Below are 19,292 nucleotides of genomic sequence, written 5' to 3'. Positions count from 1 at the left end.
GACCGGCGTGACCGGCGGCGCTCTGCCGGCGGAATGACGGGCGGGCGCGGGTCGTTGTAGCCCCGTGAACGACCGCGGAAGACGGCCCGCCGATGGCGGCGCAAGGCCCGGAATGATGGTGGGCCGCCGGTCGTTGTACATGGTCCCGGAGCGATGCAGAGGCTCGGCCCCGCGCGCCGGATGATCCCCCAAGACTTTACTTCGAGCGCCTGACGTGGTGCTTGCGCACACCAGATCGCCGATCCCCGTCGGCGGGTGACGCGCCAACCCCCGAATGGAGCTTTCCCATGAACACGATGCTGCGTAAGAGTGTGCTCGGTATTGCTGGTCTTGCCTTTGCCGGTGGTGTGTTCGCCGGTCCGATCGCCGCCCACGCCACGGAGCCGGTGGACACCAAGCCGGTGGCCGTGACCGTGCAGGGCGACAAGCTGATCCCGCACGGCGTGCAGGGCGCGCAGTCCAGGATCACCCTGAACGACGAGCAGACCGCGAACGCGAAGGCGATCATCGCGGCGACGAAGAAGGCCGGCTTGCCCGAGCGCGCCGCCGTCATCTCGATCGCCACCAGCCTGCAGGAGTCGAAGCTGGAGAACCTGGGCCACCTCGGCGACCGCAACGATCACGACTCGCTGGGCCTGTTCCAGCAGCGTCCGAGCTCGGGTTGGGGCACGCCGGAGCAGATCACCGATCCGGAGTACTCCTCGCTCGCGTTCCTGAAGGGCCTGAAGCAGGTCGACGGTTGGCAGGACATGCCGCTGACCGAGGCCGCCCAGACCGTGCAGGTCTCCGCCTACCCGGATGCGTACGCGCAGTGGGAGCAGCAGGCCGCCGACATCGTCACCCAGTACTGGAACAGCTGACCCAGGAACGAACGCTGGCCGGCACCCCAAGAACCGGGGTGCCGGCCAGCGGCGTCTCCGGGCGCGTCCAGCCCAGCTCGCCGAGGAGCCAGCCCCAGCTCGCCGTGGCGAGGGCGAGGTCCGGTACCCAGACCTCGACGTGGTGCAGCGTGCCGAGGTTCAGCGCTGACCGCCCGGCACCCATAGCACATCTCCGTCCGGATTTGCCGTTCTTGACAGGATAAAGAGCAGATCCGAGAGACGGTTGAGATACTTTGCCGGAAGGGAACTGGTGCGATCCGGATCGTGAGCGACCAGGGCCCACGCCGCCCGCTCGGCGCGCCGGGCGATCGTCCGTGCCACGTGCAGCAGCGCCGCGCCGGCGGTGCCGCCGGGGAGGATGAAGGAGTCGAGCTTGCCAAGGCGCGCGTTGTACTCGTCGCACCAGCCCTCGAGGCGCTCCACGTACTCCTCGGTGACCCGCAGCGGCGGGTACTTCGGGGCCGGCTCGACCGGGGTGGACAGATCGGCGCCCACGTCGAACAGGTCGTTCTGGATCGACCCCAGCACCGCCCGCAGTTCGTCGTGGAGCTGCCCGAGGGCGATCGCGACGCCGATCGCGGCGTTGCACTCGTCGACGTCCGCGTACGCGGTGATGCGTGGATCGGTCTTCGGCACCTGCTCGTTGTTGCTCAGCCTGGTCATGCCGGCGTCGCCGGCCTTGGTGTAGATGCGCGTGAGGTGGACGGCCATGACGCACAGCCTACGGATACCGGACCTGACGATCCCGGCACGGCCGGACCCGGCCGCCGGGTGCGTGGGCGACGCCGGGGCGCCGGGCGGCCACGACGTCAACGTGATCCGGGTGGACGGCGGGGCCCGCCTGGCCGGGACCGTGCACGTGGTGGGCGCGAAGAATTCGGCGTTGAAGCTGATGGCGGCGGCGTTGCTGGCCCCGGGTCGGACGGTGATCACCAATGTCCCCCGGATCACCGACATCGCGATCATGGGTGAGGTGCTGCGCCGGCTCGGCTGCGGGGTGCGTTTCGAGGCGGACGACCCGGTCGACCCGATGGTGGCCGACGGCGGGACGGCCCGATCCCGCTCGGTCGTCATCGACGTGCCGGAGGAACCGGGTGCCGAGGCCGACTACGACCTTGTCCGGCGGCTGCGCGCGTCGATCTGCGTGCTGGGTCCGCTGCTGGCCCGCCGGGGGTACGTCCGGGTGGCGCATCCCGGTGGGGACGCGATCGGCTCCCGTGGCCTGGACATGCACATCGGCGGGCTGGCCCGGATGGGCGCGGACATCTCCGGCGAGCACGGCTTCGTCATCGCCGCGGCCCCGGACGGGCTGCGCGGCGCGGAGGTCGTGCTGGACTTCCCCAGCGTCGGTGCCACCGAGAACCTGGTGATGGCGGCGGTGCTGGCCCGGGGCGTGACGGTCATCGACAACGCCGCCCGCGAGCCGGAGATCGTCGACATCTGCACGATGCTCAACGAGATGGGCGCCAGGATCTCGGGCGCCGGCAGCTCCACGCTGCGCATCGTCGGGGTGCCCGAACTGCGTCCGGTGCGGCACGTCACGGTGGGGGACCGGATCGTCGCCGGGACGTGGGCGTTCGGCGCGGCGATGACCCGGGGGGACGTCACCGTCAGCGGCATCGACCCGGTGTTGCTGGAGGTGGCACTGGACAAGCTGGTGTCGGCCGGTGCACTGGTGGAGACCCGCGGTGACGCCTTCCGGATTCGCGCCGACGACCGGCCGAGGGCGGTGGACGTGGTCACCCTGCCGTACCCGGGCTTCGCCACCGACCTGCTGCCGATGGCGATCGGGCTGGCGGCGGTGAGCGACGGGGCCTCGCTGATCACCGAGAACATCTTCGACGGCCGGTTCATGTTCGCCAACGAGATGATGCGCCTGGGCGCGGACATCAAGACCGACGGGCACCACGCGGTGGTGCGTGGGCGGGAACGGCTCTCGGGCGCACCGGTGCGGGCCACCGACATCCGTGCCGGCGCCGGGCTGATCATCGCCGGGCTCTGCGCGGACGGGATCACCGAGGTCTCCGACGTGCACCACGTCGACCGGGGGTACCCGGACCTGGTGGCGGACCTGCGGGCGCTGGGCGTCGAGGTCGAGCGGGGCAGCGTCGCGCGGACGCCGGAGCTGACCATCTGAGCCGCCCAGGGCCTTAGCCCTCGTTCAGCGTTGGCGACTAGGGTGCTGGCAGACACTCACATCGCAGCGAGGGAGAAGCAGATGGCGGGTCGACTCGCGGTCATCGGTGCCGGGCTGATGGGTTCGGGGATCGCCCAGGTGGCGGCCCAGGCGGGCTGGCAGGTGACGCTGCGCGACCTGGACGACGCGGCCACCCGGCGGGGCGTCGCCGGCATCCGGAAGTCGCTGGAGAAGTTCGCCGAGAAGGGGAGGATCGACGACTCCGAGGTCGAGGCGACCCTGGGTCGGATCGCCACGACCACCGACCTGGAGGCGGCGGCCGACGCGGACATCGTGATCGAGGCGGTCTTCGAGAAGATCGAGATCAAGCACGAGGTGTTCCGCGCGCTGGACAAGATCTGCAAGTCCGACGCCATTCTGGCGACCAACACCTCGGCCATCCCGGTAACCCAGATCGCCACCGTGACCGAGCGGCCGGAGGCGGTCGTCGGCACCCACTTCTTCTCGCCGGTGCCGATGATGAGGCTCTGCGAGCTGGTCCGCGGCTTCAAGACCAGCGACGAGACCCTGGCCTCGGCGAAGGCGTTCGCCGAGGGGATCGGCAAGACCGTCGTGGTGGTGAACCGGGACATCGCCGGTTTCGTCACCACCCGACTGATCTGCGCCCTGGCCATGGAGGCGGTCAAGCTGGTCGAGTCCGGCGTGGTCTCCGCCGAGGATCTGGACACCGCGTGCAAGCTGGGCTTCGGCCACGCCATGGGCCCGCTGGCCACGGTCGACCTGACTGGCGTGGACGTGCTGCTGAACGCCACCATGAACATCTGGACCGACACCGCCGACGGGAAGTTCTTCCCCCCGGAGCTGCTCCAGCGGATGGCCACCGCCGGTGACCTGGGCCGCAAGACCGGCCAGGGCTTCTACCAGTACTGAGCCCCCGGCCGAGCCCGGCGGCAACATCGGGCCGGGGCCGGAGCCGGGGCTGCCGGCCACGGGCCGGAACCAGATGGCACGGCAAGGGGCCGGACGCGCCCGGCCCCTTGCCGTGTGCCATGGCTCAGCCGTCGCGTTTCGTGGTCCAGCGGAAGGTCGTCAGGCAGAGCGCCAGACCGATGACACACCAGAGGGCGAGCACCAGGGCGACCCGGTCCAGCTCGAACGACCCGCCCGGTTCGCGGGCGGCGAAGCTGTCCGGCAGGAAAACCGCGCGCAGCCCCTGGCACATCCACTTGAGCGGAAAGAGCGCCGCCACCTGCTGCATCCAGCCGGGCAGGTTGGTGAAGACGAAGAACACCCCGGAGACGAACTGGAGCACCAGCGCCACCGGGGTGACCACCGCGGAGCCGCTGCGGGCGGTGCGGGCCAGCGAGGAGATGGCGATGCCGCAGAGGGTGCAGGCGGTGACACCGAGCCCGGAGACCCAGCCGAAGGTGAGCCACCTGCCGACGGTGGCTGGCAGGGTCAGGTCGAACAGCGCCACCGATACGGCGAGCAGCAGCGCGGTCTCGGCGACACCGATCGCCACCACCATGAGCACCTTGCCGGCGAACCAGACCCACTTCGGCATCGGTGTGCCCCGGTAGCGTTTGAGCACCCCCCGGTCCCGTTCGGTGGGTATCCAGATGCCGAGGTTCTGGAAGCTCACCGTCATCAGGCCGGTCGCGATCATGCCCGTGATGAAGTACTGGGTGTAGCTGACCCCCGGGGCGATCTCCCCGCTGAAGATCGCCGCGAAGAGAACGATCATGATGATCGGGAAGCCCAGCGTGAAGACGACGGACTCCCGGCTGCGCAGGAACTGGGTGATCTCCAACCGGCCCTGCCGCAGCGCCAGGGCGCCTGCGCCGAGCCTCCGGGTTGGGGCGGCGACCGGCGTGGCCGGCTTCGTCGTGGTCGTCATCGGTGTCCGATCATCGTCAGGTACACATCCTCCAGGGTCGGCCGGGTCACCGTGAGGCCGGGAACCTCACCGCCGAAACGCGCGGCCAGCTCCGTGACGAGCGCCGTCGGCGTGGCACTCTGCGCCGTCTCCGGCGTCCCGTCCGGAGTACGCCAGGAGATTGTCGCCAGAGCCTCCTGTCGGTGGCCGAGCTCCTTCGGCGGAGCCACCTCGACCAGCCGCCCGCCGACGATGACGCCGACCCGGTCGGCGAGCGCCTCCGCCTCGTCCAGGTAGTGGGTGGTGAGCACGATGGTGGTGCCGGCGGCGGCGAGATCCCGGATCAGCTCCCAGAACTCGCGCCGGGCCTCCGGGTCGAAGCCGGTCGTCGGCTCGTCGAGAAAGAGCAGCTCGGGGCGGCCGATGATGCCCAACGCCACGTCGAGCCGGCGCTTCTGCCCGCCGGAGAGGGTGTGCGTGCGGGCCTTGGCCTTGCCGGCCAGACCGACCCGCTCGACGACCTTGTCCGGGTCGTCGGCGTCGGGGTAGAAGCCGGCGAAGTGCCGGACCACCTCGCCGACGGTCAGCTCGTCGAACTCGCCGGTGCCCTGGAGCACGATGCCGACCCGGGCACGCCAGTTCGCCTCGGGGTTGGCCGGGTCGCTGCCGAGCACGCGTACCTCACCGGCGTCGCGCTGCCGGAAGCCCTCAAGGATTTCCACCGTGGTCGTCTTGCCGGCGCCGTTCGGGCCGAGCAGGGCGAACACCTCGCCCCGGTGGACGTCGAGGTCGACTCCCGCGACCGCGACGGTGTCGCCGTACGCCTTGCGCAGTCCCCGAACGGAGATCGCGAGCTGGTCATCCATGTCGTCCAGTGTGCGACCAGGCGGGGCTCGGCCTGGCGCCGGGGTGTGGTGGTGTCGGACGGCCTGCGCCGGCTGTCCCTGGTGGTCGGCTGCGTGGACCTGTGCAATTTTCCACAGCCCGTTTTACTGAACGGTAACTTAAACTCCGGCCATGGACGAGAAGGCTCTCCCGGGCCGGCTGCCGGAGCGCGACCGCCCCTGGGTGATGCGCACGTACGCCGGGCACTCCTCCGCCGCGGCCACCAACGCGCTCTTCCGCCGCAACCTGGCGAAGGGGCAGACCGGGCTCTCGGTCGCCTTCGACCTGCCCACCCAGACCGGGTACGACCCGGACCACGAGCTGGCCGCCGGCGAGGTCGGCCGGGTCGGCGTGCCGGTGGCCCACCTGGGCGACATGCGGGCGCTGTTCGACGGCATCCCGACCGCCGACATGAACACCTCAATGACGATCAACGCGCCGGCGATGTGGCTGCTCGGCCTCTACGGCACCGTCGCCGCCGAGCAGGGCGCCGAGCTGGCCCGCTGCGCCGGCACCACCCAGAACGACATCATCAAGGAGTACCTGTCCCGGGGGACGTACATCTTTCCCCCGGCGGCGTCCCTGCGGCTCACCGCCGACATCATCGCGTACACGCTGCGCGAGATGCCGAAGTGGAACCCGGTCAACATCTGCTCGTACCACCTCCAGGAGGCCGGCGCGACGCCGGTGCAGGAGGTCGGCTTCGCGCTCGCCACCGCGGTCGCCGTGCTCGACACGGTGCGAGACTCCGGCCAGGTGCCCGCCGAACGGATGGGTGACGTCGTCGCGCGGATCAGCTTCTTCGTCAACGCCGGGGTGCGCTTCGTCGAGGAGGTCGCCAAGATGCGTGCCTTCGGCGCGCTGTGGGACGAGATCACCCGCGAGCGCTACGGCGTCGAGAACCCGAAGCACCGCCGGTTCCGCTACGGCGTCCAGGTCAACTCGCTCGGCCTGACCGAGGCGCAGCCGGAGAACAACATCCAGCGCATCGTGCTGGAGATGCTCGGCGTCACCTTCTCCCGCGACGCCCGGGCCCGCGCCGTGCAGCTTCCCGCCTGGAACGAGGCGCTCGGCCTGCCCCGCCCCTGGGACCAGCAGTGGTCGCTGCGGATGCAGCAGGTGCTCGCGTACGAGTCGGACCTGCTGGAGTACCCGGACCTCTTCGCCGGCTCGCACGTGATGACCGCGCTGGTCGACGAGATCGTCACCGGGGCGCGGGTCGAGCTGGAGAAGGTGCTGGAGATGGGCGGCGTGGTCGCCGCCGTGGAGACCGGCTACCTCAAGAGCGCGCTGGTCGCCTCGCTGGCCGACCGGCGTCGCCGGATGGAGGTGGGCACCGACGTGGTGGTCGGGGTCAACCGGTTCACCGAGACCGAGCCGTCGCCGCTGACCGCCGCCGGCGCCGAGGCCGTCGAGCAGGTCGACCCGGCCGTCGAGGCGTCCGCCGCGGCGGCCGTACGCCGGTGGCGCGACGGCCGGGACGGCGCGGCGGTGGACGCGGCGCTGGCCCGGCTCCGCGCGGACGCCGCGACCACGACGAACCTGATGGACGCGACGCTGGAGTGCGTGCGGGCCGGGGTGACCACCGGCGAGTGGGCCGGCGCGCTGCGGCAGGTCTTCGGCGAGTACCGGGCGCCGACCGGACTGGCAGGCGCGGCCGGGGTCGGCGGCGACGCGACGCTGGGCGCGGTCCGTGCGCGGGTCGTCGCCACCGCCCGGGAGTTGGGCAGCGGCCGGCTGCGACTGCTGGTCGGCAAGCCCGGCCTGGACGGGCACTCCAACGGCGCCGAGCAGATCGCGGTACGCGCCCGCGACGCCGGCTTCGAGGTGGTCTACCAGGGCATCCGGCTCACCGCCGGGCAGATCGTGGCCGCCGCCGTCGAGGAGGACGTGGACCTGGTCGGCCTGTCGGTGCTCTCCGGCTCGCACCTGGCCGCCGTGCCGGCGGTGCTGGACGGGCTGCGCGCCGCCGGGCGGGGTGACCTGCCGGTGGTGGTCGGCGGCATCATCCCGGCCAGGGACGCCGACGCGCTGCGCGCGGCCGGGGTGGCCCGGGTCTTCACCCCGAAGGACTTCGCCCTGACCGGCATCATCGACGAGCTGGTCAGCGTGATCCGGGAGGCCAACGGCCTGGCCGGCTGAGCGGCCCGCCGGCCCCGCGTCCCCGGGGCCGGCGGGCCGGGTCGGGTCGCTCCCGGGTCGGGCCGTTCAGCGGCTCTGGTACGTCATGCAGTCGGCCAGGTCAGTGTCGGGACCGACGGTGATCGCCGGAGCGTGGCACTCCAGCTCGGAGTTGTGTCGGCAGTCCGCCCGCTGGCAGGCGCCGACCTGCGCGATGAGCTGCTCGATTCCGGCGCGAACGGGCAGCTCGATGAAGGTGCCGCAGTGGGCGTGATCCCTGCTGCCGATGGTGATCGCGAACGCGTGGCAGTCGTTGGTGTGGTTGTAGGCGCAGGACGAGACGACGCACTCCTCGACCCGGGGCATCTCGATGGCAGCGGTCATGACGGCCCTCCTTCTCATCTTCTGCCCCGATGGTAGGCATTTGCAGGGTTTTGTCGGGCGGCTTCGGCCCGTCGTCACCCGGTACGGCGTCAAGCGCCGGCCGGCAGAGCCGTCGTAGCTGATGGGCGCTCTTCGGTGCCGTGATCGGCTCGGACGGATGACCGCAGGTCGGCTCCTGTCTCCCCAGTGGACTTGAGTACACAGATGACTCAGGGCCACCCGCACCCCGGCACGGACAACCACAGCCGGAACCCGTGACCGCCGGCCACCTGACGGGCGCACGGCAGCGCGGGCCAGCCGGCGAGGGCGGGCCCGGGGAGAACCAGCGAGGGCCGGCTGGCGAGAGCCGGCCGGCGGACACGCTCCCGACCCACTTTCGTACTTGTGCACTAGGACGGGGACGCACCCGGGGCGGTGCCCCCCAGCACCTCGGAGAGCGGGGCCGGTTCCAGGCCACGCTCGGCCAGCCCGGCGAGGATGTGCGGCAGCGCCTCGTCGGTCATCGGCGCGTTCGCCTCGGTCACGTGCAGGACGATCACCGAGCCGGGGCGGACCTGGCTCAGCACCGCCCGGACGATCGGCTGCCAGTACCGGGCGAACGGGTCGCCGCTGACCACGTCGCCGTCGACCACGGTCAGCCCGAGCGGGGCCAGCTCGGTCAGCGCCGTCCGGTCGTGGCAGAGGCCCGGGAAGCGGAAGTACCGGGTCTGTCGGCCGCCGTACGGGGTGATGGTGTCGAAGGTGCGCGCCACGTCGGCGGTCATCTCCCGGCGGGGCAGCGGCTTGAGGTGGTAGCAGTCCGGGGTGAACGCGTCGTGCCCGTAGCTGTGGTTGGCCAGCTCGAACCGGGGATTGGCGGCCAGCCGCCGGGTCAGCTGCGGGTACTCCTCCACCCACTTGCCGGTGAGGAAGAAGGTCGCCGGCACGCCCTGCCGTTCCAACAGGTCCACGATCGCCAGGTTCGCGTACGAGGGCGGGTTCGGCCCGCGCAACTGCCGGCGCATCGCGTCGGTCATGTCCGCGTCGAAGGTGAGGGCCACCTTCCGGCCCGTACGCGGCCCGTGGTCCACCACCGGCGGCAGACTGCCCGGCACGGTCGCGCCCGGCACCGCCGGGCCGGTGGCGGTTCCGCCCGGCGCGGTCCCACCGTCCGTCGACCGGACGGGCCCCGGGGTCCGCGCCGGATTCGCTGGCGGCGAGCCAGGGCTGGTCCCGGGGCCGGCGTCCTGCCAGGAGCCATCCGCTGTGCCGCCGGTCGGGGCGGTGGCCCCGACGGCCGCGCCGACCGGGACGCGCAGGGGCGTCGGACCGAGGACGAAACCGCCGACGGCGAAAAGCGCCACCACCCCGGCGACGAGCGCGACACGACGATTCTTCACATGCACCGCGTGATGATCTCAGCGCGACGACGCCTGCGGAGTCCCCCGTCCGTCCGCCGGTTGACCCGTATGGGTACTCAGGTTCTCCAGCGGGATCCTGCGGTCTGGTCGGTAGCAGGCGCGGGCGGCGTCATGTTCCGCGCGGCCACGAACACGCTGATGGCTGACGGCATCGACGAGGAATGTGCGGGTGGCTCCCGTGTGAGGTAGGCGGAACGAAGGAGGCCCCCCAGCGAAGGCTGAGGGGCCGCTCCGGCGTTCCCCGGGTCAGTGCTGCTTGGCGAACCCGACGAACGACTTCCAGGTCTTCGGGTCGAAGGCGAGCACCGGGCCCGCCGGGTCCTTGCTGTCGCGCACGGCGACGACGCCGGGCAGGTTGTCCGCGACCTCAACGCAGTCGCCGCCGCTCGTGCCACTGCGGGTGGACTTCTTCCAGATTGCGTTACTGAGGTCCATGCTGGCTCTCGACTTCCTTCACCAGGGCGATCGACAGGGACTGCGGGAGGGCGACGCCCCGCACGCCTTCCCATCTGGCCAGAAGCGTAGCCATCCCATCCTCTCCATCGACAACAAGCCCTGCAAGCTGGTTCTCTAGGTGTCCGACCCAGCCGCCTTCGGCTGACCTGGCCAGCGCCAGCGGCCCGGAGAGCCCCACATGCAGGCCCGCGTCGGCGGGGATGATGTGCATCTGGATGTGCGGTCGCTCGGCCATGCGCAGTAGGTGGGCAAGCTGCTCGCCCATGATCGCGTCCCGGCGGCGGAGCGCCGACTCATCGATGACCGCGACCACCAGGGGCGGGTGGTCCCTTGTCAGGATCTCCTGCCGTTCGAGCCGCGAGGCCACATGCTTCTCGACCTCTTCCTCCGGCCTGGTGGCGTCGAAGCGCAGCACCGCGCGCGCGTAGTTCTCCGTCTGGAGTAGGCCGGGGATCAGTGTCGGGTTGAAGTAGCGGAGTTGCTTGGCGGAGCGTTCAGCCTCCAGCCAGGGCCTGAACCAGCTTGGCTGGCCGTCCCGCTCCGCCATCCGCAGCAGGGACTCGAACAGTCCTCCGGTTTCCAGCATCTCGTCCGCCCGGCGGGCGTACGGCAGGTCGATGGGCCTGGTGCCCGTCTCAACGGCGGACACGGTCGACGCCGAGTAGTTCGTTCTTTTACCGAACTCCTCCTGATTCATTCCGGCCAAGGTCCGCTGCCTGCGGAGCTGGGCGCGGATCAAATCGACCGTCTGCTCACCTTCCATCGAACCTCCAGAGATTCGCCAAGATCGCCAAGTGTCGCCGGCTACGGCGTGTGATCGCCGGACCATCGCCTGGACCAGCGTCTATGCCTTCCGACAGTAGTCCTGTCCTCACCAGACTGTCACTCATGCGGACCCGCTCCACGCCGAGGAGGGCTGGGGCGGACTCCGTCCCGGGGCCGCTCGTGCTCCCCCCGTGCAGGGGCGGCCCCTTTCCCACTCGTGAAGGAGGTCGACGTGCGTATCCGGTGGTTTCGGTGCCGATCCCATGCCCTGCCCGCCCTGCCGAAACGCAAGGCCGGCACCAACCTGCCCGAGTGGATGCGCCAGTCGGCCCAACCGATACCGGTGCAGAGTCCCGGCCGCGCCGGCTGGCTGACGCCGGGGCGGCAGTTCCGGGCCAACGGGGGCCGCTGGTGAGTGTGTTCGGCACCGTGCTTGCGGTAACCGGCCACATCGGCTACCACCCGAGCTGGGACTGTGAGACCTGCGGCGAGCCGTGGCCCTGCCCGTCCTTCCGGGCGATCCCGCGGGACCGGCTCGACGGCACGGCCCTGATCCCGGTGATGTCGTGCGTGCTGCGCCGCGCCATCCGCGACCTGCGGGGCCGACCGGAGGGACCGCAGCCGCCGGAGATCGTGAAACGTTTCCTGTGGTTCCTGCCGCTCAATGATGAGGAAGCCCGCGCCATCGCCCTGCGGATGCGCTGATGGCCGGCCGGATGATCCCCCACCTGCCGATGCGCCCGCTGTGGCGGTGCCGCAACTGCGGCGCGCAGTGGCCGTGCCAGCCGGCCCGACTCTCCCTGCTGGTCGAGTACCGGCACGACCGCACCGCCCTGATGGTCTACCTCGCCCAACAGATGACCGAGGCACGCGACCAACTCACCCAACTCAACCCCGACCAGCACGCCGACCTGACGGAACGCTTCCTCACCTGGGCCAGACCCCGAGGATGAACCATGTCCCCTGCTGCCGGTCCTGCTGCCAGCCGTACCCGGAGGGGTCTGGTTTGCCTGCCCCTGTGGCCGGCTGGGCGACACCGCCCGTCGTGATCGGTTGCGCACCGGTGCGCGTGGCGTCCGCTTTGTCGGTTCCTGGGTACGTGGATCGGCCGTGCTCGTCTCGGACGGTCGCGTCTTCGGGGTGCCTGTGCCCGGTTCGGGCCACGTGGGTCTCGGCGTCCGGTGACCGGCGGCACCCCGGTGGCGGAATGGTGGCGGGCCCGAGGTCGTTACACCCTGCGTACGACCGCAGCAGCACGCCTCGCTGTCTGGCCCGAGGGTCGGCCCGGGGTGGTGCCGGGCCGGAATGATGGTGGGCCGGCGGTCGTTACACATGGTCCCGGCGCCGCGAGCCTCGTGCTTGGCGTGACCGCGAGCCCTTTCGGGGTTTGCGAGGAGCCGGACATCGACTTTTCCCCTTGGTTGAGCGCCTGTCGAGGTGCCCGCACGCGATGTCGTCCCCCACGGCTCGTGTGTGTCGACCCCCGTGAAGGAGCTTCCTGATGAACACGATCATGCGTAGGAGCGTTCTGGGTATCGCTGGTCTGGCGTTCGCCGGTGGCGTGTTCGCCGGCCCGGTGGCCGAGGCCCACGCTGCCCCCGTCGGCAGCGGGCTGGTCGCGGTGGCGCAGGCCGACAAGCCCGACAGTGGCCGGCTGATCCCGCACGGTGTGCAGGGCACGCAGTCGCGGATCGACCTGTCGGACGAGCAGAGCGCCAACGTGAAGGCGATCATCGCGGCGACGAAGAAGGCCGGGATGGACGAGCGGGCCGCGGTGGTGTCGATCGCGACCGCGTTGCAGGAGTCGAAGCTGGAGAACCTGGGTCACCTGGGTGACCGCAACGACCACGACTCGCAGGGCCTGTTCCAGCAGCGTCCGTCCTCGGGTTGGGGCACGGTGGAGCAGATCACCGACCCCGAGTACTCGACCACGGCGTTCCTGAAGGGCCTGAAGCAGGTCGACGGCTGGCAGGACATGCCGCTGACCCGGGCCGCGCAGACCGTGCAGGTCTCGGCCTACCCGGACCACTACGCCCAGTGGGAGCAGCAGGCCGCCGACCTCGTCGCCGAGCACTGGAACAGCTGACCCACACCCACATGCGCACACGCTGGCCGGCACCCCGCACGGGGTGCCGGCCAGCGGTCGACTTCGGCGTGCCCGCAGCCGGCACGGCCCAGTAGCCGAGTCAGGTGGATGGTTCCCAGCCACTGAGTCACTGGACCGATCCGCCTGTGAGCGGCGTGGCCCGGGCCGTGCGGCGGCTCCGCGCCGAGAACGTCGACCACCCGTTCCGCGCGCCGGAGGCCGACCGGCTCGCCGCCCTCGGCCTCGGCCCCCGCGAGGTCGGCGCGGCGGTCCGCGCCGGCGAGCTGCTCAAGCTCGCCGACAACGTGGTGCTGCTGCCCGGCGCGCTCGACGAGGCGGTCCGCGTGCTGGCGGCCCTGCCACAGCCGTTCACGCTCAGCGCCGTCCGGCAGGCGCTGGACACCACCCGCCGGGTGACGGTGCCGCTGCTGGAGCTGCTGGACCGGCTCGGGGCGACCCGCCGGCTTCCCGACAACGCCCGGCGGCTGGTCGCGCCGCCGCGTACCCTGCCCGGCGCCGTCCCGGCCGTCTGCGCCGAAGCCGCTCCGCCGGTGCCTCCGTGTCGCCTACCGTGACGCCATGGACCCTTCAGCGGTCTGGCGGGACAAGAACCACCGTTGGCGGATCGAGGCGTACCGGGCGCCGGACCTGAGGTTCGCCATCTTCGCCACCAACGGCACCACCGAGTCCGCTCCGCTGTGGCTGTTCGGCATGGCGGCGCTGGCCCGCTGGCTGATGACCCACGCCATCTCCCTGGACGACCTGGAGACCGACTGACCGGAAAGGGGTGCGATGGGCGGTCAGCTCGCGCTGGTGGTCGTGCTGGTACTGGTCAACGCCGCCCTGTCGGGTAGCGAGATGGCCCTGGTGACGCTGCGCGAGGGGCAACTGCGCCGGCTTGGCCGGGCGGGGCGCTCCGGCGTCCGGCTGGCCCGGCTGTCCCGCGAGCCGAACCGCTACCTGGCCACCATCCAGCTCGGCATCACGCTCGCCGGTTTCCTCGCCTCGGCGGCCGCGGCGGTCACCCTCGCCGAGCCGCTGGTCGGCCCGCTGGGCTTCCTCGGCGCGGCTGCCCGCCCGGCGGCGGTGGTGCTGGTGACCGTGCTGCTCACCTTCGTCACGCTCGTCGTCGGGGAGTTGGTCCCGAAACGGCTGGCGATGCAGCGGGCGGAACGCTGGGCGTTGCTCAGCGCGGTGCCGCTGGACCTGCTGGCCGGGGTGTCCCGGCCGGCGGTCTGGCTGCTCAGCCGCACCACCGACCTGCTGGTCCGGCTCGCCGGCGGCGACCCCCGGGCCGGCCGGGCTGAGGTGACCGAGGACGAGCTGCGGGAGATGCTGGCCAGCCAGCGGGGCCTGTCGGCGCAGCAGCGGGAGATCCTCGCCGGCGCGTTCGACATCGCCGGACGTACCCTGCGTGAGGTCCTGGTGACCCGCCGGCACGTGACGATGCTCCCCGCCGATCTGTCCCCGCCCGAGGCGATGCGACGGCTCGCCGCCGCCGGCCGGTCCCGGGCGCCGGTGGTCGGCCCCGGTGGGCTGGACGACGTGTGCGGCGTGGTGCACATCCGGGACCTGGTCGGCGTCGACGGGGACACGACCGGACGGCGGGCCCGTCCGCCGGTCCTGCTGCCCGGCACGCTGCCGGTTGCCGAGGCGATGCGGCAGCTGCGCGAACGTCACGAACAGCTCGCCCTGGTGGTCGACGAGTACGGCGGGGTCGACGGCCTGGTCACCATGGAGGATCTGTTGGAGGAGGTGGTCGGTGAGCTGTACGACGAGACCGACCGGGACGTGCGCGGGGTGGTCCGGGAGGCCGACGGGGCGCTGCTGCTGCCCGGGGACTTTCCGCTGCACGACCTGCCGGACGTCGGCGTGCGGCTGACCTTCCCACTGCCGCGCGACTACACCACCGTCGCCGGGCTGGTCCTGGCCGGCCTGGGGCGGCTGCCGGTCGGTCCGGGGGACATCGTCCGGCTGCCCGGGCTGATCGTCGAGGTGGTCGAGGTGGCCGACCGGGCGGTGCGCCAGGTGCGGGTGCGGGGCCCTGCCGTCGCCGGCTGACCCGGACGGGTGACCGCCCCCGCAACCACGCGGCTCGGCCGCCCGGCTGTCGTAGCGTGCGGGGCGTGAAGGACCGAGGCATGCGGACGTTCCTGGCGGTGCTCGCCGGGCTCGCGGTGATCTACTTCGGGATGACCGGGCGCGACTCCAGCGCGGAGGGTGGCGGGATCTCCGGCGGGATCGTGCTGCTCGCCCTGCTGGCCGCGCTGCTGGTCTGGCACCTCACCAAGCCGGGCCAGCCGGTCGACTGACGAGGCCGGGTCCGCTCAGCCGACCGTCGCCGTCCGGCTGACCTCGCCGGCGGACTCCTCACCGAGCGCGACCCGCACCAGCGCCGAGGCGAACCGCCCGAACTCCGCCTCCCCGACCAGCCCAGCCAGCCCGCGCGGGTCGGCCGGCAGTCCCAGCCGTCTCGCCCCGGCCAGGGTCCGGCGGTCGGCGTACGGGCGCACGTCCGGCCAGACCGCCTGCGCCTCGCGCAGGAAGATGTCCGCGCCGGTCGGGCCGATGCCGGGGAACTCGGTCAGCAGCCGGCGCAGCCGGCTCGCCTCCCCGTCCGCCTCGCGGTGCAGCCGCCGCAGGTCACCGTGCCAACGGTCCAGGCAGAGCCGGGCCCCGGTGCCCAGCATCGTCGCGGTCCGCTCGTCGTAGCGCCGGTAGTGCCCGCGGCCGAGGGCGTCGACCCGCTCCTGCCAGCTCGCCGCCTCCATCGCCTGCGGGGTCCGCCAGCCCGCGGCGAACAGTTCCCGGGCGGCGGCCACCGCCACCTGCGCCCGGATCCGGGCGCTCAGCAGCGTGGCGAGTACCAGCAGTTGGTAGAGCGGCCCGGGCCGGTCGATGAGATCGATGCCGGCCTCCTCGGCGTACGTGCGTGCCTGCCGGTCCAGCAGCGCCCGGGCCACCCGGTGTTCGTCCCCCATCCGCCTGGTCTACCCGCTGCGCGGCGGATCAGCCCGGCCGGCGGCGGGGAGAATGCCGGCCACGCCGGCGGGTATGCCGAACTGGTGCGCGGCCTCGCCGGTCGCGTGCTCCCACCGGAAGGAGACATGTGGTGCAACCGCAGCAGGAGGAGTTTCGCCGCAACGACAAGGGAGCCACCAGCCAGGACAGCAAGGGGCCCCGGCCGACCGGCCATCCGCGCAACAAGACCCACTCGACCGGTGACCGGGGCAGGCCCGTCCCCAAGGGACAGGTCTCGCCCTACGGCCCGGCCGGTGAGCCGGTGGCCGAGGACGACAGCGACGTCTGACGGTGTCGCCCCGAGGGCGGCCGCAGCCAATTCCAGGTGGTTGCGGCCGCCATTCCGTAAGGCGGCACCCATTTCGTAACCGAGCAGCGAACCGAGGACCGAGCGGCGGTTGGCCGCCCGGTCCTCGGGCCCGGGGTCCACGTTCGCCAGACCCCGATCAGCCGGCCGGCGCCGGGTGCCCTCACTTCGGGTCGCCGGGCTCGCGCTCACCCTTGGGGCCGAAGGTCCGGTCGCCCCGGACAACGCCCCGCTGTCCGCGATCCTCCTGGAGGATCCGGTTGGCGACCTGGTTCGCCTCTTGGTCGGCCGCCCGGCCGGACTGCTCGATGACATCGCGCAGCCGTGCCCGTTCCTTGTCGTAGGCGTTGCTTCCGGGCCGTGGTCCTGGCATCGCCGCCTCCTCGGTCGCGGTCACCGTCTGCCGTACCCGGGCCGTCTACCCGTCTGGGCGCGCGCCAACCGCTCGGTCCGGTGCGCGGACCACGGCACCCTCAGTCCGGTGCGCGGACCACGGCGACGGGGCAGGCGCTGTGGTGCAGCAGCCCGTGACTGACGGAGCCGAGCAGAAGGCCGGTCAGTTCGCCGCGTCCCCGGCTGCCGACGACCACCATCGCCGCATGGCGGGACGCGGCGGTCAGCGCGGGCACCGGCCGGTCCCGTACCACCTCCCGGGTGACCGGCAGGTCCGGGTAGCGTTCCGCGATGCCGGCGAGCGACTCGGTGAGCACCCGCTGTTCCTCGTCGCGCAGCTCGTTCTGGTCATAGACCAGGGGCTGCATGTCCCCGGGGCCCCCGGAGGTGGGGTGCCGGTACGCGTGCACCGCGTGCAGGGTCGTGCCCCGGAAGGCGGCCTGCTCCGCGGCGAAGTCCAGCGCGGGCCGGGACAACGGCGAGCCGTCGACCCCCACCACCACCGGCCCGCCCGGGCGTTCCTCGCCCCGGGCGACCAGCACCGGGCAGTCGGCGTGCGTGGCGACCTGGACGGCGACCGAGCCGACCAGCAGGGCGGTGAATCCGCCCAGCCCACGGTCACCCAGCACGATCATGGCCGCGGTGGGGGACTCGCCCAGCAGCACCGCCGACGCCTCACCGTCGATGATCTCCCCGGTCGTCCGCAACCCGGGCCGGGTCGCCTCCGCCTCGGCGACCGCCCGCGCCACCAGGTCCTCGGCCTGGTGGCGTAGCCCGCTGCCGGGCGGGCCGTCGGGGGGCTGGCCGACCGGGACCCGCAGCAGGGGCCAGATGAACCCGTGCACCACCCGCAGCGGCCGGCGTCGGCGGTCGGCCTCCACGGCGGCGAGCCGGACGGCCCGCAGCGCCGGTTCCGACCCGTCCACACCCACCACCACGGCCGCGCCGTCCGCCGAGTTCACGTCCGCCCACCTCCTGTCGGCCAGTATCGCGGTCTGCGGGGTGTCACCGGGCCGATACCGTGGGTACGGCCGCGTCGCTACGTTTCGGCCAGCCGTTGGAAGGGAGCCTTTCGTCGATGGCCGATCCGGAGCAGCCGAGCACCGCCTGCATGATCGACTTCTGGCTGGCGGGACGCACCACTTCCGCGTGGACGTCGCTGGCCATGGTGGGGCCGCAGTTCCGGATGCGTGACCCGGGGGCGTTCCGGCCGCTGTTGGGCCGGTGGACGCCGACCGATGACGGCATCGTCGCGGTGTCGCGGTGGCGGCCGCGCGGCGAACCGGGGGCGGTGCCGGACGCGCTCTACGGCGGGCTGGCCGTCAACGGCAGGCTGACCCCGGTCGGTGCGCTGTTCGGTCGGAGCCTCCGTATGATTCTTGCCCTACAGCAAGAATCCCTTGGAAGGACGAACATGCCGGACGCGTCCGCGGCGGTGTCCCGTGCGCTGCGCGGGGCCCCACCCGACCAACTGGTGGAAGCCGCCGACCGGGTCCTGCGGTCGCTGTTGGACGCGTCCAGGGTGGACGTGCTCCTCGCCGACTACCGGATCAGCGGGCTGTGGCCGGTGCTCGACCCGAAGCTGCCGGATGCCGGCTTCCTCGCCTGCCAGGGCCAGGCGCAGCGCTGTTTCAGCAGCCAGCAGCCGGTGCTGGAGGGCCGGGAGGACGGTCACTGCCGGCTCTGGTTGCCGGTGACCGCCTGGGGTGAGCGGCTGGGCGTGTTGCTGGTCGAGCTGACCGCCCCACCGCAGGCCGGTACGGTCGCCCAGCTCGGCGAGGTCGCCGGCGACCTCGCCACCGCGCTGCGCGCCGCCGACCGGGAGACCGACCGCTACCGGCGGGTACGGCGGCGGGAACGGTTGAGCATGGCCGCCGAGATGCAGTGGGACCTGCTGCCGGGGCGCAGCCTCCGGCACGAGGCGTTTTTGGTGGCCGGGCAGCTCGAACCGGCGTACACGGTGGGGGGTGACCACTTCGACTGGGCGGTCGACGAGGGGTTGCTCACCCTGAGCGTGCTCAACGGCACCGGGGCCGGGATCGGGGCGTCCCTGCTGACCGCCCTGACCGTGAACGCGATGCGCAACGCCCGCCGTTCCGGCGGCGGCCTGGTGGAGCAGGCCGAGTTGGCTTCGGACACGATCTTCTACCAGCATCGTGGGCGGCGGCACGTGGCCACGCTGCTGCTGGCGGTGGAGACGACGACCGGTCGGGTCCGTGCCGTGGACGCCGGATCGCCACACCTGCTGCGGCTGCGCGGCGCGGCGGTCAGCCGGATCGAACTGGAGCAGCAGTTGCCGTTGGGCATGTTCGCCGAGACCCGGTACACGGTGCAGGAGTTCGACCTGGAACCGGGGGACCGGCTGTTCGTGGTCAGTGACGGGGTGTACGCCGCACAGCCGGGTGGCCAGGAGGCGTACGGCGAGCGGGCCATGGCGCGGTCGATGCGGTCGACGCGGCTGCAGCCGGCGACCGAGGCGGTTGGTACGGTGATGCGCGAGCTGTTCGCCTACCACGCCGAGACCGACCTGCGTGACGACGCCGTCGTCGTCTGTCTGGACTGGCTCGGGGCCGGGGCTGG

General features: G+C 72.0%; 24 protein-coding genes and 1 pseudogene. 14 read left to right on the top strand and 11 right to left on the bottom strand.

All coding sequences use genetic code 11. The features are described 5' to 3' along the window. The first annotated feature begins 287 nt into the window (after positions 1 to 287). Positions 288 to 860: a hypothetical protein gene (locus tag E1193_RS08000; protein WP_132181713.1), complete on the top strand. Its 573-nt coding sequence runs from the start codon at positions 288 to 290 to the stop codon at positions 858 to 860. Here E1193_RS08000 and E1193_RS33010 read toward each other — a convergent pair. Together E1193_RS33010 and E1193_RS07990 are read right to left on the bottom strand one after the other, a co-directional pair. After that, positions 838 to 1,044, bottom strand: coding sequence for a VOC family protein (locus tag E1193_RS33010; RefSeq protein WP_243707397.1), 207 nt, complete (start codon positions 1,042 to 1,044; stop codon positions 838 to 840). The genes E1193_RS08000 and E1193_RS33010 overlap by 23 nt on opposite strands. Further along, positions 1,020 to 1,592 (bottom strand): cob(I)yrinic acid a,c-diamide adenosyltransferase, encoded by a 573-nt coding sequence (locus E1193_RS07990; RefSeq protein WP_132181711.1) that lies wholly within the window; start codon positions 1,590 to 1,592, stop codon positions 1,020 to 1,022. Before E1193_RS07990 ends, E1193_RS33010 begins: the two co-directional genes overlap by 25 nt. Between E1193_RS07990 and murA the strand changes: the two genes are divergently transcribed. Both murA and E1193_RS07980 read left to right on the top strand, forming a co-directional pair. After that, positions 1,591 to 3,018 (top strand): UDP-N-acetylglucosamine 1-carboxyvinyltransferase, encoded by a 1,428-nt coding sequence (gene murA / locus E1193_RS07985; RefSeq protein WP_132181709.1) that lies wholly within the window; start codon positions 1,591 to 1,593, stop codon positions 3,016 to 3,018. The two genes, E1193_RS07990 and murA, sit on opposite strands and share 2 nt — an antisense overlap. Positions 3,019 to 3,099: 81 nt before the next feature. After that, positions 3,100 to 3,948 carry a 3-hydroxyacyl-CoA dehydrogenase family protein gene (locus tag E1193_RS07980; protein WP_132181707.1) on the top strand — a complete coding sequence of 283 codons (849 nt, stop codon included), beginning with the start codon at positions 3,100 to 3,102 and terminating at the stop codon, positions 3,946 to 3,948. A gap of 124 nt (positions 3,949 to 4,072) precedes the next feature. Here the strand turns inward: E1193_RS07980 and E1193_RS07975 are convergent, their stop codons facing one another. Next, complete coding sequence (locus E1193_RS07975; protein WP_132181705.1) at positions 4,073 to 4,915, bottom strand: ABC transporter permease; 843 nt, start codon at positions 4,913 to 4,915, stop codon at positions 4,073 to 4,075. Next, positions 4,912 to 5,760 (bottom strand): ABC transporter ATP-binding protein, encoded by an 849-nt coding sequence (locus tag E1193_RS07970; protein ID WP_132181703.1) that lies wholly within the window; start codon positions 5,758 to 5,760, stop codon positions 4,912 to 4,914. The genes E1193_RS07975 and E1193_RS07970 overlap by 4 nt, the downstream gene beginning before the upstream one ends. A 151-nt stretch (positions 5,761 to 5,911) precedes the next feature. Between E1193_RS07970 and E1193_RS07965 the strand changes: the two genes are divergently transcribed. Beyond that, a complete protein-coding gene (locus tag E1193_RS07965) occupies positions 5,912 to 7,921 on the top strand; it encodes a protein meaA (protein ID WP_132181701.1) in 2,010 nt (669 codons plus the stop codon). Positions 7,922 to 7,987: 66 nt separating this feature from the next. Here the strand turns inward: E1193_RS07965 and E1193_RS07960 are convergent, their stop codons facing one another. From E1193_RS07960 to E1193_RS07945, 4 genes are all read right to left on the bottom strand, one after another. Further along, entirely contained in the window at positions 7,988 to 8,284 is a 297-nt protein-coding gene (locus E1193_RS07960; RefSeq protein ID WP_132181699.1) for a DUF1540 domain-containing protein, read from the bottom strand. Positions 8,285 to 8,673: 389 nt separating this feature from the next. Then, positions 8,674 to 9,669 (bottom strand): polysaccharide deacetylase family protein, encoded by a 996-nt coding sequence (locus E1193_RS07955; RefSeq protein WP_243707395.1) that lies wholly within the window; start codon positions 9,667 to 9,669, stop codon positions 8,674 to 8,676. Between the two features lie 261 nt (positions 9,670 to 9,930). After that, a complete protein-coding gene (locus tag E1193_RS07950; protein WP_132181697.1) occupies positions 9,931 to 10,119 on the bottom strand; it encodes a DUF397 domain-containing protein in 189 nt (62 codons plus the stop codon). Continuing rightward, positions 10,106 to 10,903, bottom strand: coding sequence for a helix-turn-helix transcriptional regulator (locus E1193_RS07945; protein ID WP_132181695.1), 798 nt, complete (start codon positions 10,901 to 10,903; stop codon positions 10,106 to 10,108). Before E1193_RS07945 ends, E1193_RS07950 begins: the two co-directional genes overlap by 14 nt. A 234-nt stretch (positions 10,904 to 11,137) precedes the next feature. On the opposite strand from E1193_RS07945, the gene E1193_RS07940 reads away from it, so the two are divergent. From E1193_RS07940 to E1193_RS31765, 8 genes and pseudogenes are all read left to right on the top strand, one after another. Then, positions 11,138 to 11,320 carry a hypothetical protein gene (locus E1193_RS07940; RefSeq protein WP_132181693.1) on the top strand — a complete coding sequence of 61 codons (183 nt, stop codon included), beginning with the start codon at positions 11,138 to 11,140 and terminating at the stop codon, positions 11,318 to 11,320. Between the two features lie 2 nt (positions 11,321 to 11,322). Beyond that, complete coding sequence (locus E1193_RS07935; protein ID WP_243707388.1) at positions 11,323 to 11,610, top strand: hypothetical protein; 288 nt, start codon at positions 11,323 to 11,325, stop codon at positions 11,608 to 11,610. Beyond that, positions 11,610 to 11,858 (top strand): flavin reductase, encoded by a 249-nt coding sequence (locus tag E1193_RS07930; protein WP_132181691.1) that lies wholly within the window; start codon positions 11,610 to 11,612, stop codon positions 11,856 to 11,858. The genes E1193_RS07935 and E1193_RS07930 overlap by 1 nt, the downstream gene beginning before the upstream one ends. 548 nt (positions 11,859 to 12,406) lie before the next feature. Continuing rightward, positions 12,407 to 12,991 (top strand): hypothetical protein, encoded by a 585-nt coding sequence (locus E1193_RS07925; RefSeq protein WP_132181689.1) that lies wholly within the window; start codon positions 12,407 to 12,409, stop codon positions 12,989 to 12,991. Between the two features lie 155 nt (positions 12,992 to 13,146). After that, positions 13,147 to 13,566, top strand: a pseudogene (locus E1193_RS07920) (SelB C-terminal domain-containing protein); the annotation flags it as partial. Positions 13,567 to 13,570: 4 nt separating this feature from the next. Next, positions 13,571 to 13,768, top strand: coding sequence for a hypothetical protein (locus E1193_RS07915; protein ID WP_091574389.1), 198 nt, complete (start codon positions 13,571 to 13,573; stop codon positions 13,766 to 13,768). A 15-nt stretch (positions 13,769 to 13,783) separates the two neighbouring features. Then, entirely contained in the window at positions 13,784 to 15,052 is a 1,269-nt protein-coding gene (locus tag E1193_RS07910; protein WP_132181685.1) for a hemolysin family protein, read from the top strand. 80 nt (positions 15,053 to 15,132) lie between these two features. Beyond that, complete coding sequence (locus E1193_RS31765) at positions 15,133 to 15,303, top strand: hypothetical protein (protein WP_165945677.1); 171 nt, start codon at positions 15,133 to 15,135, stop codon at positions 15,301 to 15,303. A gap of 15 nt (positions 15,304 to 15,318) precedes the next feature. On the opposite strand, the gene E1193_RS07905 is transcribed toward E1193_RS31765, so the two are convergent. Beyond that, on the bottom strand, positions 15,319 to 15,972 hold the full coding sequence (locus E1193_RS07905) for a hypothetical protein (protein WP_132181683.1): 654 nt from the start codon (positions 15,970 to 15,972) through the stop codon (positions 15,319 to 15,321). A 131-nt stretch (positions 15,973 to 16,103) separates the two neighbouring features. Between E1193_RS07905 and E1193_RS07900 the strand changes: the two genes are divergently transcribed. Next, on the top strand, positions 16,104 to 16,301 hold the full coding sequence (locus E1193_RS07900; RefSeq protein ID WP_243707381.1) for a hypothetical protein: 198 nt from the start codon (positions 16,104 to 16,106) through the stop codon (positions 16,299 to 16,301). Positions 16,302 to 16,482: 181 nt separating this feature from the next. On the opposite strand, the gene E1193_RS07895 is transcribed toward E1193_RS07900, so the two are convergent. Together E1193_RS07895 and E1193_RS07890 are read right to left on the bottom strand one after the other, a co-directional pair. Continuing rightward, complete coding sequence (locus E1193_RS07895) at positions 16,483 to 16,692, bottom strand: phosphatidylethanolamine-binding protein (protein WP_132181679.1); 210 nt, start codon at positions 16,690 to 16,692, stop codon at positions 16,483 to 16,485. A gap of 100 nt (positions 16,693 to 16,792) precedes the next feature. Beyond that, positions 16,793 to 17,674 (bottom strand): universal stress protein, encoded by an 882-nt coding sequence (locus tag E1193_RS07890; protein ID WP_132181677.1) that lies wholly within the window; start codon positions 17,672 to 17,674, stop codon positions 16,793 to 16,795. Positions 17,675 to 18,126: 452 nt separating this feature from the next. Here E1193_RS07890 and E1193_RS07885 point away from each other — a divergent pair. Next, positions 18,127 to 19,292 (top strand): PP2C family protein-serine/threonine phosphatase (locus E1193_RS07885; protein ID WP_132181759.1); only part of this gene is annotated, 1,166 nt, incomplete at its 3' end.

The sequence above is a fragment of the Micromonospora sp. KC606 genome, assembly GCF_004348675.1.
Taxonomy (GTDB): Bacteria; Actinomycetota; Actinomycetes; order Mycobacteriales; family Micromonosporaceae; genus Micromonospora.
This window is presented reverse-complemented; position numbering and strand designations above follow the sequence as displayed.